This window comes from Microcoleus sp. S36b_A4, from assembly GCF_036700645.1.
Classification (GTDB): domain Bacteria; phylum Cyanobacteriota; class Cyanobacteriia; order Cyanobacteriales; family Microcoleaceae; genus Microcoleus.
In genome coordinates this window covers 75,511-90,813 of the sequence record NZ_JAUBPI010000008.1, presented here as the reverse complement: position 1 = coordinate 90,813, position 15,303 = coordinate 75,511, and the positions used below count along the sequence as shown (strand labels likewise).

Annotated in this window: 15 protein-coding genes; 8 read left to right on the top strand and 7 right to left on the bottom strand. The window is 46.0% G+C overall.

Annotated features, from left to right (window positions below; genetic code table 11):
- The first annotated feature begins 160 nt into the window (after positions 1 to 160).
- Entirely contained in the window at positions 161 to 1,633 is a 1,473-nt protein-coding gene (locus QUA03_RS04405; RefSeq protein WP_333210014.1) for an MBOAT family protein, read from the top strand.
- 229 nt (positions 1,634 to 1,862) lie between these two features.
- Here the strand turns inward: QUA03_RS04405 and QUA03_RS04400 are convergent, their stop codons facing one another.
- Both QUA03_RS04400 and QUA03_RS04395 read right to left on the bottom strand, forming a co-directional pair.
- Positions 1,863 to 2,687: a sulfurtransferase gene (locus QUA03_RS04400; RefSeq protein ID WP_333210012.1), complete on the bottom strand. Its 825-nt coding sequence runs from the start codon at positions 2,685 to 2,687 to the stop codon at positions 1,863 to 1,865.
- Between the two features lie 26 nt (positions 2,688 to 2,713).
- Positions 2,714 to 3,682, bottom strand: a complete 969-nt coding sequence (locus QUA03_RS04395) for a hypothetical protein (protein ID WP_333210010.1) — start codon at positions 3,680 to 3,682, stop codon at positions 2,714 to 2,716.
- A gap of 484 nt (positions 3,683 to 4,166) precedes the next feature.
- Here QUA03_RS04395 and glmU point away from each other — a divergent pair, with 484 nt between their 5' ends.
- On the top strand, positions 4,167 to 5,555 hold the full coding sequence (glmU, locus tag QUA03_RS04390; protein ID WP_333210009.1) for a bifunctional UDP-N-acetylglucosamine diphosphorylase/glucosamine-1-phosphate N-acetyltransferase GlmU: 1,389 nt from the start codon (positions 4,167 to 4,169) through the stop codon (positions 5,553 to 5,555).
- A 171-nt stretch (positions 5,556 to 5,726) separates the two neighbouring features.
- Here glmU and QUA03_RS04385 read toward each other — a convergent pair whose 3' ends face one another.
- The 3 genes from QUA03_RS04385 to QUA03_RS04375 all read right to left on the bottom strand — a co-directional run bounded on the left by QUA03_RS04385 (position 5,727) and on the right by QUA03_RS04375 (position 8,146).
- Positions 5,727 to 6,479 carry a hypothetical protein gene (locus tag QUA03_RS04385; protein WP_333210007.1) on the bottom strand — a complete coding sequence of 251 codons (753 nt, stop codon included), beginning with the start codon at positions 6,477 to 6,479 and terminating at the stop codon, positions 5,727 to 5,729.
- A 496-nt stretch (positions 6,480 to 6,975) separates the two neighbouring features.
- Positions 6,976 to 7,464 (bottom strand): hypothetical protein, encoded by a 489-nt coding sequence (locus tag QUA03_RS04380; protein ID WP_333210005.1) that lies wholly within the window; start codon positions 7,462 to 7,464, stop codon positions 6,976 to 6,978.
- 76 nt (positions 7,465 to 7,540) lie between these two features.
- Positions 7,541 to 8,146: a hypothetical protein gene (locus tag QUA03_RS04375; RefSeq protein ID WP_333210003.1), complete on the bottom strand. Its 606-nt coding sequence runs from the start codon at positions 8,144 to 8,146 to the stop codon at positions 7,541 to 7,543.
- Between the two features lie 143 nt (positions 8,147 to 8,289).
- Between QUA03_RS04375 and QUA03_RS04370 the strand changes: the two genes are divergently transcribed.
- Positions 8,290 to 9,594: a WD40 repeat domain-containing protein gene (locus QUA03_RS04370; protein ID WP_333210001.1), complete on the top strand. Its 1,305-nt coding sequence runs from the start codon at positions 8,290 to 8,292 to the stop codon at positions 9,592 to 9,594.
- A 309-nt stretch (positions 9,595 to 9,903) separates the two neighbouring features.
- Here QUA03_RS04370 and QUA03_RS04365 read toward each other — a convergent pair whose 3' ends face one another.
- Positions 9,904 to 10,839: an isoaspartyl peptidase/L-asparaginase gene (locus tag QUA03_RS04365; protein WP_333209999.1), complete on the bottom strand. Its 936-nt coding sequence runs from the start codon at positions 10,837 to 10,839 to the stop codon at positions 9,904 to 9,906.
- A gap of 51 nt (positions 10,840 to 10,890) precedes the next feature.
- The gene (locus QUA03_RS28980) at positions 10,891 to 11,163 is read right to left on the bottom strand and encodes a hypothetical protein (protein WP_445304747.1); all 273 of its coding nucleotides are present in this window, start codon (positions 11,161 to 11,163) and stop codon (positions 10,891 to 10,893) included.
- A 55-nt stretch (positions 11,164 to 11,218) separates the two neighbouring features.
- Here QUA03_RS28980 and QUA03_RS04355 point away from each other — a divergent pair, with 55 nt between their 5' ends.
- The 5 genes from QUA03_RS04355 (at position 11,219) to QUA03_RS04335 (ending at position 15,267) form a co-directional block, all read left to right on the top strand.
- Positions 11,219 to 12,007: an RNA methyltransferase gene (locus tag QUA03_RS04355; RefSeq protein WP_333209996.1), complete on the top strand. Its 789-nt coding sequence runs from the start codon at positions 11,219 to 11,221 to the stop codon at positions 12,005 to 12,007.
- 305 nt (positions 12,008 to 12,312) lie between these two features.
- Positions 12,313 to 13,905, top strand: coding sequence for a serine hydrolase (locus tag QUA03_RS04350; protein ID WP_333209994.1), 1,593 nt, complete (start codon positions 12,313 to 12,315; stop codon positions 13,903 to 13,905).
- 65 nt (positions 13,906 to 13,970) lie between these two features.
- The gene (locus tag QUA03_RS04345; RefSeq protein ID WP_333209992.1) at positions 13,971 to 14,372 is read left to right on the top strand and encodes a hypothetical protein; all 402 of its coding nucleotides are present in this window, start codon (positions 13,971 to 13,973) and stop codon (positions 14,370 to 14,372) included.
- Positions 14,373 to 14,485: 113 nt separating this feature from the next.
- A complete protein-coding gene (locus QUA03_RS04340) occupies positions 14,486 to 14,842 on the top strand; it encodes a hypothetical protein (RefSeq protein WP_333209990.1) in 357 nt (118 codons plus the stop codon).
- Positions 14,839 to 15,267, top strand: a complete 429-nt coding sequence (locus tag QUA03_RS04335; protein ID WP_333209988.1) for an HNH endonuclease signature motif containing protein — start codon at positions 14,839 to 14,841, stop codon at positions 15,265 to 15,267. The genes QUA03_RS04340 and QUA03_RS04335 overlap by 4 nt, the downstream gene beginning before the upstream one ends.
- Positions 15,268 to 15,303 lie beyond the last annotated feature (36 nt).

Here is a 15,303-nt window from a genome sequence, read left to right as displayed (position 1 = left end):
GCCTGTTTTCGTGTCGGCGATCGGCTAAAATCCCTGATAAATCTCGTTCTTAGCAAAGTCTCGATTAATAAAAATAATGCAACAGTAGACCCGTAATCCAAACCCATACAAAATAAGCCATTCCCAAATCTAAAATCTAAAATCTAAAATCTAAAATGGTATGACTTTCATCTCCCTTCAATATGCCCTGTTTCTGTTAGTTTTGTTCGCGGCTTACTGGTTGGTTCCGGTGCGGTGGTGGCGGCTGTTCATCATGTTGGCGGGTAGTTTAATTTTTTACGCTTCGCTGCAAATTTGGTACATTCCTCTGCTGTTAGTCGCTGCTTTGTTTAATTACTGCTTGGGGATGGCGATTGGGGAACCTCTGGATTGGCGGATTGCTAATGAATCTTGGAACCGCCGCCGTTTGTTGCTGCTTTGGATAGGTATCTGCCTGAATGTGTTGCTGCTTCTGGGCTTTAAGTATGTGCCTTTTTTATTGAGTTCGATCGGCACTTTGTTCAATTGGCCTGTAGCTATCGACGGCGCTGACTGGGTGAAAAGTCACGTCATCGCACCCCTGGGATTGAGTTTCTTTTGCTTTGAGTGCATTGCTTATTTGATTGACGTGTACCGAGGCGCGCCTGCTGCTACTTCGCTGCTGCACTTTGCTGCTTACAAGTTGTTTTTTCCAAAACTGATTTCCGGCCCGATTACTCGGTATCACAACTTGATCTATCAACTGAAAACCCAGCAATTTCCGACGCCAGATCGCATTTCTGAGGGACTTTGGACGATCGCCTTTGGTGCAGTAAAAAAAGGTCTTTTCGCAGATAACTTGGGAATTTATGTCGATTTAAGCTTTACCAACTTGCAGCGGGCGGGTAGCGAGGATCTGTGGCTGGCTATTTTTGCTTACGGGCTGCAACTTTATCTCGATTTTAGTGGCTATGTTGACATGGCGCGTGGTACTGCTTTGCTGCTGGGTTGGTATTTGCCACCAAATTTTGATTTTCCTTATTTTAGTGCCAGCATAGCGGATTTTTGGCGACGCTGGCACATGACTTTAGGCGACTGGCTACGCAATTATTTGTATTTTCCTTTGGGCGGTTCGCGAGTCGGTTTGTGGCGCACTTGTCTGAATTTGTCGATCGTGATGTTAATTGCGGGAATTTGGCACGGGGCAGCTTGGGGATTTATTGTGTGGGGGGGTTTACACGGTTTAGCTTTGGCTGTTCACAGGCTGACTGATGTGCTGTTTAAGCGATTGCAGATCGAGTTTTTGTGGGAAAATCCGATCGGTATTGCGATCGGTTGGCTGTTGACTCAGGCGATGGTTTTTGGTAGTTGGATATTTTTCCGTCTTCCCGATTTAAAGGATTCTGGATGGGCGATTTCGCATTTGTGGGGACACACTGCTGACGTGCAGTTTGCTGAGAAAGTTTATGGCGAAGTTTTGGGTTTGGAAAGAGTGCATTTAACTTGGATTCTGGCCGCTTTGGCTGCAGCGATGCTGGGGAATTATGCGTTGAGTCGGGGTTTGAAATTAGAGTTAAATTGGCCGCTGAAATTGGTGTTAGTGCCGCTTTGTTTGTATGCCGTTTGGGTGTTGGCTCCCGAAGGGGGTTTGCCTTATATTTATTTTGATTTTTAGGGTATTATAGCAGAAGGAATGAAGTCCGATGGAAGTCGGAAGAAAGAAGGAAGAAGCAATAAAATCAATCATTTCAGCCATTAACAACGTCCTAACCGTCTTGGCTGTTGCTATATTTGATTTTCCTTTTATTCCCCGTAAGGTGCGCCGAAGTGATTCCCCGCTTTGGTGCGCGATGACCATCCTAGAAATCACAGTCAACAGTCAACAATCATCGGACTCCGGCACACTACAACTGATAAGAACACCAGTCACTCCAGCTACCGACATAAAGTTTAGCATCGGGAATTCCGGCGATTTCTAAAGACAGTAAATTAACGCAAGCCGTCACCCCGGAACCGCAATAAACAATAATTTCTTCCGCTTTTTCTAATTCTGTCCAGCGCTGTTTTTGTTCGGATGCCGATCGCACTTTTCCAGTTTCATCCGTCACCCCTTGCCAAGGATAGTTAACCGCACCCGGAATGTGACCTGCAATGGGGTCGATCGGCTCCCGCAAACCTTCATATCTCTCGCTTTCTCTCGAATCAATCAAAACCTTTCCCGGTAAGTCTTTACGCTCTTTCACTGCCTCAATATCTACCGCCAAATCCTGCTGCAAATGAGCAACAAATTTACCCTCGCGGGGGTCTGGCAAAGTATTTGTTACCGGATATCCCGCCGCTTTCCAGCCGCTGAAACCGCCGTCTAACAAAGCGACTTTGCTGTGTCCCATATATCGCAGCAGCCACCACAAACGAGCCGCAAAAGCCAGCCGCGAATCGTCATAGGCGACGACTAAAGTTTCTGCTGAATTAATACCGATAGCGCTCAATTTATCAGCTAATTCTTCAATATTTGGCAGGGGATGTCTACCGCCGTGTTTGCCCACTGAACTCGCGAGATCGCGGTTTAAATCTAAATAGAAAGCTCCCGGAATGTGACTTTCTTGATATTGTTTTTGTCCCAATTCAGGGTCGGCAAGGGAAAACCGACAGTCAATAATTACAACTTGCGGATTGTCGGTATTGGTGGCTAACCATTCAGGAGAAACGATTAAAGTGTTGTCAGTCATAATTTTTCACATCTATGTTTTAACATTTATCGGGAAGGAGCTTTTTTATCTGGTTCTGCTTTGTCGGTACGAGATTTTTTAGAATTTGCTTTCTCCGAAGCTCTTTTTTCAGAATTTAATTTTTTAGGAGTTGCTTTTTCCGAAGGTGATTTTTCGACGGGTGCGGGAGTTGGAGTTGGCAGAGGGGGAGTTACGGCTGCTTCTTGAGCGTAAAGCAGATATTTCTGATACTCGATTACTTTTGATTGAGCTAGTTGATAGTTGGGGCTAGAGACTGGTACTCTTCTCATTAATGAGACGGCTTCTTGCCAACGATCGATAACTGTAGTCCAATCGGTCTTGGTTTTTGCCGATCGCCCTAACTCTGCTGCTTTGAGTGCACTGTTAACGGCTTCTCGAAAAGTATCTGGTGCAGTATCCAGTACAGTTGCTAAATTTGCTGTTTCATCGGGATTATTCCCCGCAGTTGCTGCTGGCTGGTTCAAAATTTTACCGACAAACGCCACCACCGCGATCGCCAACATACCCGTTACTAGCCCCACTACAATGAAAGTCGAGCGCAGTCGGTTCTCAAATGCTGCAAGTTCCGACGGTTTTTCCTCCTCAATATTGTTCTCCATGTCTGTGCGATCGTCCATATTAGCAACAGCAGTATTTGGTACAGCTTCTCCTGCAAAGCTTTGTGGTTCAAAATTACTGTTCTCTAAACTAAACTCTTGACTCCAAGCAACAGCAATCTGACCGCTTTCTCGGCCCTCAACCTTCACTTTGCGAATCGAATCCGGCTGCAAATTTGTCAGCTCGGTGCGAACCAAATCAACTAATGTATTTTCTATGGGTACTTGCTCGGCCTCAAGAATTACATCCAAACAGTCGCCGTCGAGATTCGCGGAGGCTGTGATGCCTTCAGATTGCAACTGGCTGTTTAGCCAAGATGCGATAGCACTGGCGAGATTTCCCTGCTTGGCAAGTTCCTGAAAATTAAGCTCTGTCATAGCTGGACACCTGATAATGCAGAAGGTAGAAGGCAGAAAGAATGAAAAAGTCAGAAATAGTTTTTTAAAGTTGAAAACACCCTAACTGAAATTCAACAAATAGTATAATGTATCGTGGCAAATCCCAGCCCTAAGATGCAAATTATCACTCTCGCTCTCCCTCCCCGCCCTTGGGAAAAGACTCGCACTCCTTACTGCCAAACGAACTCAGGTTTTTAGTGAGGAATGCAAGTCGTCTTGGTCAGCCGCCAAATACTGCTACTGCTGCTGCAACTAGGTTTTTGATACCAGGCGCGCCAGTCCAGATATTGCAAGCATCGCCCCTAAAACCAGCATCCGCCTGGAAAAATCCTTAATCGCGCGGATGCGAGATGGGAAATTTTAGATGAAAAATTTGTGCGATCGCAGTGCCATCGGCGGACAGCGAGTGATATCATCAGTTAGTCAATATTCAAGTTTTTATAGCAAATAACTCGATCGCACAATGGTAGCAATAGCAATTTTAGCGGCTGGACGTGGCACGCGCATGAAATCTGACTTGCCTAAAGTTCTACACGAATTGGGCGGTCGATCGCTAGTTGAGCGAGTCCTCCAAAGTTGTCAAGAAATTCAAATTACGAGGCGACTTGTCATCGTCGGTTATCGAGGTGAACTCGTTAAAGAATCTCTGATTGGATGTCAAGAAAGATCAGGAAAAAATCTTGAATCTCCTCCCCTAGAATTTGTCGAACAAACCGAACAATTGGGAACAGGTCATGCCATTCAACAATTGCTGCCTCACTTAGAGGGATTTCAAGGAGATTTGCTGGTATTAAATGGGGATGTACCTTTGCTGAGGGCAGAAACTCTCAAACAATTGATGGTAATTCACAAACAGCACCAAAACTCTGCTACTTTATTGACAGCTAATTTGCCTAATCCTCAAGGGTACGGCCGAGTATTTACCGACAGTCAAAACTTAGTCCAGCAAATTGTCGAAGACCGCGACTGCACACAAGCTCAAAAGCAAAATCACCGAATTAATGCAGGTGTTTACTGTTTTCACTGGCCGGATTTAGAGAAAATTTTGCCAGAATTGAAGGCAGACAATGACCAAAAAGAATATTACCTAACTGACACGGTAAATTTCCTCAATCCGGTGATGGCGGTGGATGTGGAAGATTATCAAGAAATATTGGGAATTAACGATCGCAAACATTTAGCCACAGCTTGCGATATTTTGCAAACGCGGATAAAGGACAAATGGATGACGGCGGGAGTGACGCTGCTAGATCCCAACAGCATCACCATTGACGATACCGTAGAGTTGCAGCCGGATGTGGTAATTGAACCGCAAACTCACTTGCGGGGAAACACTTCGATCGCCTCTGGGAGTCGCATCGGCCCCGGCAGTTTGATCGAAAACAGTCAGATTGCAGAAAATGTGACTGTGCTTTATTCGGTAGTTTCTGACAGTATGGTTGCTGAAAATTCCCGCATTGGCCCTTACGCCCACTTGCGGGGACACGCAGAAATTGGGGCGAACTGCCGCGTCGGCAATTTTGTAGAATTGAAAAATACTCAAATCGGCGATCGAACTAATGTAGCTCACTTGTCTTATTTAGGCGATGCGACTTTGGGAGAAAAAGTCAACATCGGTGCTGGGACAATTACGGCGAATTATGACGGAAAAAACAAGCACAAAACTCAAATAGGCGATGGAAGTAAAACTGGTTCTAACAGCGTGCTGGTTGCACCGATAACTGTGGGGGAAGATGTTACTGTAGCGGCGGGTTCTGTGGTGACAGAAGATGTGCCGAATGATTGTTTAGTAATAGCCCGTGCCCGGCAAGTTGTCAAACCAGGTTGGAAATTGAAAGAACCTAAAAAGTGAACCATTTACTTTTTAGATGATCAGTTTCTACCCAATCGCGAGTTTCGCACTGGATACCAAAGAAACCGGGTTTTTATAACGGAAGCGATGGCAATATAGAAGAGATTTTAGTGAAAAACCCGGTTTTTGTGTAAGTCCGCCACCTTGAGAAATCGGGTCCATCGCGATCGGCTATTTTTGGTTATTTTGTTGGTGCAGATAGTTGTTAATCGCTTTAGCGATTTTTGCTTGCTGGTATGGGTTCATCGTGCGGGGTAGGGAGATGCGAGAGCCTCCACAAACTAACAGTCTGATTTCGTACCAAGTGTCATTATCCCGATCTTTTGTTCGATCGACTTCCACGCCATAAATCTCGCACAGAGAGTATTCCGTTACTTTACGTGCCAACAAACCCCGCTGTTTAATAGTCAAGGTGTTTAAAGTTCCATCGAAGCTGTAAATTTCATTATTTCTCAAGACGATCACTGCGATTCCTGCGAGCAAAAATATGCCTCCTGTCCATCCCAACCAGCGATCGTCTTGGCTTAAGCGCAGCCATCGATTTTTTGCATTCTTAACAAAAAAATTGATGTCAGAAGCCACAGCGTTTTGGGTTCCCCAATTAGTGGAGTTAGCAGTGAAAGGAACATTGCCAACAGAAGTCAAAAGTACAACTCTGGTTTTATAGCCGCATCTTTCAACTTTAGCTCCCCGCAAAGAATCCAGCTCAATTTCTTGGATGTTCGATCCCAGTAAATTCGATCGCACAATCTGGCACTTTCCTTGTTTTGCCTGCAATCGCTGGCAGCTCAGACTTGCTGCATGATAGTCAAAAGTCAGCGATATCAGTCCAAATGTCATGAATAAACAACTAGGGAACCAAAAATCAAATATGCTTTGAGTCTGAATTATTAATTCACTTGCTGTTTCCTTGATTTTTTTCATTTATCTCACCTTTTGATTCCAAAAATGAGGCTACATATCGACTTACCGACCCCGATGAGCCAAATTGTTAACTTATATATTATTTGAAGTCGTCCTTTGCCATGACCCCTTTTATTTTGCTAATAGATTAGCACTAAAATGTCTTGCCGACCACCTAGGTCGCGAGTTTACCTGTTTACCTGCGGCTGGGTTTAATATAGCTTTTCGTGATTTAAAGTAGATGAATCTTAAAAATATATTAATTATGTTATGGGAATCCTTGCAGGAGTTGTAATTTTTTTACCCCACCCCAACCCTCCCCGAACTCGCGGGGAGGAAGTAAGAAGTTCACAAATGATTTAGGATTACTATATGGGGAATGAAACGTTAGCTTTGCCCTCCGTAGGAATTTAATCACGCAGATGAGTACAGGTTTACATTTTGTTACATGGTCAGGTTTATTTGCGCCTACTTAATTATCGTTAGTTATTGATTTGGGCGATTCCCTACGGGATAGCTAGGGTTCACGGCTTTGTAGGGCAAATACATTACTAATCGTGTGATTATCGCTAATCGAGATATAGCTGCGAATCAAGTCAGCCATTTTGTATTGTTCTGTTAGTGAATAGCTTCTTAAACAGATGATATCGCCCCCGAACATCAACAAATCAACATAATAGCTACGATTTCCCTCGCTATCTCCTATTTCCTCTAATTCCACCGCAGAAATGTCGCGAGTTGAGCATTCGGTAACATCATGAAGCCACACACCCCGTCGTTTAATGGTCATTTTGCTAAAAGTTTTATCAAAAATGTATGTTTCATCTATCGCGCCGTCCAACAAAGACAGCGAAAACAACAGAAATATGCCTCCACCTATCCAATTTGATGCTAAAATTATCTGCAATAATCCAATGACGATGAAGGGACAAATTAATAGCAAACCATCCCAGGCGCTCGAAGATTGAATTGTTAGTTTAGTCGGTGTTTGGTTGAGAATTTTCATTAGTTCATTTTGGATTTTCACCAACAAGGTGAATTACTTATCTATCCGCTATATCCAATTGCTCAGGCACGGATTATTATTTAACACTGGTTTGGACGATCGCACTTTTGGTGTTGTAAACAGACTTGACAGCATAAGCATCGCCCGGACGTACCTGTAACGCTCTGTTAAAATTGATTAAAGCGGTTTGATAGTCTCCCTGTCCGTAGTAGATATAGCCGAGTTTCATCGATTGTTTGAAGTCCGAATTTTGAGCAGCAACACGAGCAGAATTAGGATTAGTTACAGGTGCAGCAGAAGTAGGATATGGCTCTTGAGAGAGTGAGGGATAAGTATTGAAATCCGAAGAAAAAGAAGATGGCGATTGCTCGTTAGACCCCAGATATACATTAGGCGCTGAAGCATCGGTTCCGAGAATACCTATTACAGGCAATAATGCAATAATAATGCCTAACAAGAAATACATGAGGAATCCAGCAAGTTGAAGTAAAAATGGTTGTCTAACTTTTTTATTACTCCAATTTTTAATATGAAATACCCAGGAAGCAAAGGGAACAAAAAAGTAAACCAATCCCCACAGAGTTTCTTGTTCAATAGCTTGAGATAATCCCCAGATATAACCAACCAAAATTAAAATAAAGCCCAGACCGCCAAAAAAGAAGACGATTGAATAGATAGACATTTTCTGTTGCTCCCGTTTGTGTAAAGTTATTTGACAAACTGTAAACGTAAGGATTGAGGCACATTTTCAACCTGAAACTCTTTCCCCTGTTTGCTGTGTTAAAAATAGATTAGCGGTGACAACAGTTCGATCGCGCACAGCGAATGTTAGGATTTTGGTTAGGAATTAGACTAGGAACTCGATCGCGACTGCCGCAAATGATACCCTCTACCCTCGATCGACCCGAAGAACCATTTGCACGCGCCAGCACCGGCTGGGACATCCAAAAGCTTTACAGCGACTTGGCAAATGCCAAACAAGAATTCGCCCCCCACACCAGAAGAGGGCTGACACCCGTAGAAAAGCGGCATCTCTGCGGCTTGCTGTGCGGCTACAGCCCAGCCGAAATTGCGGTATTTCTCAACAAACAAATCAAAGGTGTCGAAGTTGATTTGTCAAAAACTTTGTACAGATATATAGAATTATTGACAAATCGACCCCGAAATGCTCTCAAAAATTGGAGAGATGCGATCGACTGGCTGGAAATAGCCGGATATAAAACGCAGCCAAAAACCTCAACCGGCGCCATCTTAAAAGCTACTCTCCACCATTCAGACAGGATTTTGTCTGCGGCTATCAGTCCCGACGGACAATTCCTCGCAACGGGTTCTGAGGAGAGTACAGTGAAAATTTGGAGTTTGCACAGCGGGGAACTGCAGCAGACAATTTTCGGACATTCAACAGCCGTGTTGCTAGTTGCTTTCAGTCCCGCCAGCAAAACGCTGCTGACACGATCGCGCGCGGGCACAGTCAAACTCTGGAACCTGCAAAATGGCGAACTGCTGAAGCGTTTGGCAGAGGTGCACCGCCACGAATCCGTCGCAGTCAGCCCCGACTGGCAAATTTTGGCGATCGGCACCACCCGCGGCACAATCCAGCTTCAGCACCTCAACAGCGGCCAACTGCTGCAAGTTTTGGAAGGCTATCAAGGGGATGACATAAGTGCGATCGCCCTGAGTCCCAACGGCAAAATGCTAGTAGCCAGCGGACTCAATGCAGCCAGCGGTTTCTGTCGCGCCACAGTCACTTTGTGGGAATTGCCGGGAGGCGAAGTGAGGCGAACTTTTGGCAGCGAAAATTATGTAGCGATTTCTTCCGATAGCCAAATTCTTGTCAGTCACGGCGGCCAAACTATCAAACTCTGGAATTTGCAAACAGGCGAATTATTGCATTCGCTGCAAACAGGAATTCGCATCACTTCTGCCGCCGCAATTAGCCCTGATGGGAAATACTTTGCAGTGGGGTGTTTTGACGGTACTGTTAGACTTTGGAATCTTCGCGGCGAATTGCTGCACACTTTAGGTGGACATTCTAGCCCTGTGTCTGCGGTGGCGATCGGGCTTTTGGGCGAAATTCTCGTCAGCGGCGGGGAGAATGGTACTGTTAAACTTTGGCAACTGCGGATTTAAGAATATCGATTCCGGTTGCACCGTCCGTGCTTGTTGACTGTTGACTGTTGACTGTTGACTGTTGACTGTTGACTGTAGAAGGAGGGGTCAAAAAAATGAAAATTGCGCGAATTATTTGTTGGCAGCTTGATTAGACTTTACGCCCGAGGATGAAGCGCGGATTTGATATCATTCCGGCCGAGGCCGGAATTGATATAATATCAATTATGATGCCACCGGATTTGATATAAAACTAACGCCGATCGAGATACCCGACTTTTTGAACAAGTCGGGTATCTGAACCACATACTGACAATTTATATCGCCCTTTTAAGCAATAAAAATCAACGTTCCCTTGCTCATTTCCAAAGTATCGCCCATTTCCATACCATTGTGAAAAGCACCCAAAATCACCTCGCTAGTTTTGCCGAAAGCGATCGCCCCGCTAGCATCAATTCCAATTGCGCCAAAATCCCGTTGACGTTCGTCAGCTTCAGTAAAAGAACGCTCAAAAGCAGCTTTCAAACTCAAACCATCCGTTACCCGAATCACAATTCGCGCCGCCAAACACTCGTCCATAATGTGCTCGCCAATCCCCGTACAGCTTACCGCCGCACTTTGGGCCGCGTAATTTCCCGCCGGCATCGCCGAGTCGCTAACCCGCCCAATCCGCTCAAAACCCTTGCCACCAGTCGAAGTCCCAGCAGCCAAGCGTCCATGTACATCCAAAGCTACGACTCCGATCGTACCCACACCGGCCGGTTCGGCAACCACGTCAGCCATTGCTTTACTAAAATTGCCTTGGCGTTCCTGCATCCACTCGTGCAAACGCAAATCCGTCATCGGATCGTAAATCGGCAATTGAAGTTCTCGCAACAATTCCGCCGAACCAAAATCAGAGAGAACTCGATCGTCCGAATGCTGCAAAAATTGAGCAAGTTCGATCGGATGTTGAACGCGAGAAACATTAATCGCCCCGCTGAAACGCTGCATCAAACCATCCATCAGGGAAGCACTCATCCGAATTTGACCGTCCGACTGCACTACAGAACCAGTACCGGCATTGAATCGCGGGTCATCTTCCAATAATTGGCACCCCCGCACCACTGCATCTACGGCACTTGCACCGTCTTTCAGCAGCGGATAAACTTCCTCCAAAACATCGTAAAGCGATTTCCGCACCGCCTCAATTCCGCCTTTACTATGTAGAGAACTGCCGGCACCGCCGTGAATAACTAGCTTTGGTTGCACTTGTAGCGATGCCATAATTTTTAACCTAAAATTTTTCCTTTGCAATCTTAGCTTTGATCGAGCAAATTACCGTAAATTATTAATCTTAAGCGGCGAAACGGCGGCGACGACAACGCTCGGAGCAGTATTTAACCTCATCCCAGCAGTCGGCCCATTTTTTGCGCCAAGTAAAAGGTCGATCGCACACCGGGCACATTTTTGTTGGTAAATCAGATTTCGATCGTTGCTTAGCCATGCTAATTTTGACAAGAGATTAACTAATTCACATCTTGTACCATTTTTATGAACAGGCAAGATGCCTGTTCCACTCATAGTTAAATTTGATTGTGGAACAGGCATCTTGCCTGTTGCTAAGGAAACAACATAATTTCTGCCAAACACCTCCCAAATAAAAATGCTCGAAAAGGCCGAGGCCAACATCCGAATAGTCTTAGTCGAACCAGCAGGGCCCTTGAATGTGGGTTCTGTTGCCCGCGTGATGAAAAATATGGGTTTGCACCAATTAGTTTTGGTAAATCCCCAATGCGATTATTTAGGGGAAGAATCCCGACTGATGGCAGTTCGCGCCGCCGACATATTGGAAACGGCGAAAGTAGTCGAGAGTTTGCCCGCTGCTTTGGTTGGGTGTGTCAGAGCGATCGCAACTACAGGAGATGATAGTCGATCGTTGCCAACACAACTAGAAGAACCCGCAGAGGCCTTGCCTTGGCTCCTAGAAGCCCCCAGCGCCCTCATTTTCGGCCGAGAAGACTGCGGCTTGACCAATGCCGAATTAAACCGCGCTCAACGCCTGATTCGCATTCCCAGCAGCGATGCCTACACTTCCCTAAATCTCGCCCAAGCCGTCGCTATCTGCTGTTACGAACTATACAAGTCAGTTGTCAGTTGTCAGTTGTCAGTTGTCAGTGGCCAGAAGGAATCGGCTCCCTTGGAAAATTTAGAGGGATATTACCAGCAACTAGAAACACTGTTACTCAAAATAAAATATTTGCAGCCGCACACAGCAGCAAGCCGGATGGAAAAATTTCGGCGTTTGTACAACAGAGCCTATCCCACAGTGGATGAAGTCGCCATGCTGCGGGGCGTCCTCCGCCAAACAGAATGGGCAATCAAAACTTACCCACGAGAGGCAAATTCTGATACTCTGGATGGGGCGTTGCCGGAAAATCTAATGGATAGCTAGCAGAAATGCTGATAATTGGGGATGTGAGATTGAGGATTTTTTTCACAGAGAACTTTCCTGCACCCACTTGTCACCTTCATCACAGAGTTTCTTGACTAAAAACCTAAGCTTTGCGATAATTTGCGAGCAATAAACCCGGTTGCTGATATCCTGCAGCGTCTGGGGCAAATCTAAAATCTAAAATCTAAAATCTAAAATTTAAAATTGATTGGCTGGCAAGCTGAAAAATCTTAAACTTGAACTTTACATTAGTGATGAAGGAGTAAGACGTGGCAGAGCGGTTTCCCAAAGGATCGATATTATCCGTGATATCCTCGATATCTTCTCCCAACTCCGGCTCAAAGCAGCCTAAGTCCGGCAAAGCAAGTCAGTCTGGCAAATCGGGCCGCCGCCGCCCTCCGCAACCGCAAAACGGCAACCCAGAAATCCGATCGCCCGAACCTGCGACTTTGCCACAGCAACAGGGCCGCGGCAGCAGAAATGGAGCCAATTCTCCCACATCTTCGGAAGAATTTACTACACAAGACTTTTTATCCGATCCTCGATCGGCAATTAACCCCAGAAAACCCAGAACCAGCAAAACTCCGCAGTCGAAGACTCGCCCACCCCGCAAAAAAGGCCTCGCTGCTGTTGATATGTTTGAGTTTCCCGATCCGAATCAGGAGCGGGAAAATGTGAGTTCGATCGCCAGCAATCCCAACAGCCAGCCGCCAACTGCCCCACCCCCTGCAACCCGTGGAAGTCGTCCCAGTTCGCCCCCAGTTCGCATTTCAGACACGGTAATCCCCGCAGATGCCAAAAAACCCCCCGTGCCTAAACCGCGCCCAAAAGCGAGTGAGAGACCGGGTAAACGCTCTGCACCTCGGAGCGTACCGCCGTTGGTGTACGCTACTCGCTTGCTGATTTTGGGAGTTGGCATAGCGGTGATTTGCGGTACGCTGCTGTCGGTGGTAAATGCTGTGAGTCGAGCATCCACTGTAGCGCCAGAAGAACAAACCACCGCAGGGCAGAAAAACCCAGATGCAGGCGACAGAGCATCTGCAGCAGCGGTGACAGGAGAAGTGCTGCAACTGAATCAAGAATTAGGAGCTTTGAAAACCCAAGTTCAGGTTTTAGCAACAGAAAATCCTAGTTTGACAGCCGGAATATTTCTAGTCGATTTAGATACTGGAAGCTACCTAAATTTTAATGGCGATACTGCTTTTGCTTCAGCTAGTACGATTAAAGTGCCAATTTTAGTAGCTTTTTTCCAAGCAGTAGATGAGGGCAAAGTGCAGTTAGATCAGGTGCTGACGCTGAAGTCCGAACACATTGTCGGCGGTTCTGGGGATATGCAAGACCAGGCTCCTGGCAAGAAGTATTCAGCTTTGGAAGTTGCCCAAAAAATGATTGTTGTCAGTGACAATACGGCGACAAATATGATGATTGAGTTGTTGGGAGGTGCTGAGATGTTGAATCAGCAGTTTGCCAATTGGGGTTTGAGGGCGACGGTTCTCCGCAATAATTTGCCTGATTTGGAGGGAACTAACACTACCAGTCCGCAGGATTTGATTAATATCATAGCCCAGATTGACCGGGGTAATTTGGTATCCGTCAAGTCGCGCGATCGCATTTTGCAAATCATGCGCCAAACTAGAAATGATTCTTTGCTGCCGAAAGGTTTAGGCGAAGGTTCAGTTATTGCTCACAAAACCGGCAACATTGATACAATGCTGGCGGATGCGGGGATGGTGGATTTGCCGAATGGTAAGCGTTATTTGGTGGCGGTGATGGTGAAGCATTCACCGGAAACAGAGAAGCCAGCTCAAACATTGATTCGGGAGATTTCTCGGATGAGTTACCGCTATTTGTACGGTGGGGAAACGCCAGCCGATTCACAAGTGAAAATTAAAAATTGAAAATTTAACCGGGTTTTTTCGGGCAAGTGTTGTAGACTTTATCAAACTATAAATCAGTTTGTATTATGAAACTAAACATCCGCCTTGCTTGTCTAGTAGCGCTCTCAACTTTAGCCGTTGGAGTCTTCCCTACCTTGAGTAATGCTAATCCTGCTCCTGAATCTGAGACGGACGGCGTGAGAGTGATCAACAATAATATCGAACTCAATCGGGCAAAAAACTTAGCCCGTCAAGCAGCAGAAAGGGCTAATGGGGGTTTAGGCAACTATCGAGCTGAAGCTTCTATGCACGGTATTTCTAGGGAATCGCCTTTTGTAGACAATGGCGATGGAACTTGGACTTTTACTTTTAAGGGTTCCAAGCCTGGTTCGTCTGTCTTTACGGTAGAAACGGTTGTTACGGTTTCCCAAGATGGCCGAATCAGAGTTGATTACAATGGGCGAATTCGCCAGTTATCTCCATTGTGAACAACTGTGTAAATATCGGGCTATGCAGTTTTAATCCTCGATCGAAATTTAAGTTAACGGCATTTTTTCCCTTTGTTACAATCAAGGGAATTCCCATCCTCAGATCAGCACTAATGCAAATTATCCTAGAAGTTCCCGATATCCTTGGCGAAAAACTGCAACAATTGGGCGATCGTCTCCCGGAAGCCCTGGATCGCGCACTTCGGGAACTCGCCCCCGCAGAAACCATCCCCTACCAAGACGATCGCCAAATCGTCGAACTGCTAGCGAGTCAACCCAGCCCAGAAGAAATCCTCGCAATCCGCCCCACACCTGCGTTGCAAGCCCGCATGAGCCAACTGCTCGATCGCAATAAATCCGGCACTATTTCGGCCAGAGAGGAAGTCGAACTAGATCGCTATTTGCTGTTAGAACATTGGGTGCGTTTAGCCAAAGCTCACGCCTACAAACGCTTACAGACAGAAGCATGAGTTATGTACCAGCCACTCTGCGTCGCGTCGTCACCCAACGCGCCGGAGAGCAATGCGAGTATTGTCGATTTCCCCAAACGGCTTCACTCTTTGCTTTTGAAATGGAACACATCATTGCTGAAAAACATGATGGGGTCACGGAAGCTGAAAACCTAGCGTTATCCTGTCCTTGCTGCAACCGTTTCAAAGGAACTGACCTAGGTTCCATCGACCCTGAGACAGGACAGCTAACTCCCTTTTTTAATCCCCGCCTCCAGGAATGGTCAGACCACTTTCGGCTAGAAGGAGGAGTAATCGTCCCACGGACACCAGAAGGGCGCGTAACCGCTAAAATTCTGCAATTTAACCTCCTAGAACGCATCCTCGAACGCGAGCAACTTATCAGTATGGGGCAATATCCAGCACCCCGCCCACAAACCACATAAACAGTAGGTGATTGTATGAAATCAACTTAACGATGC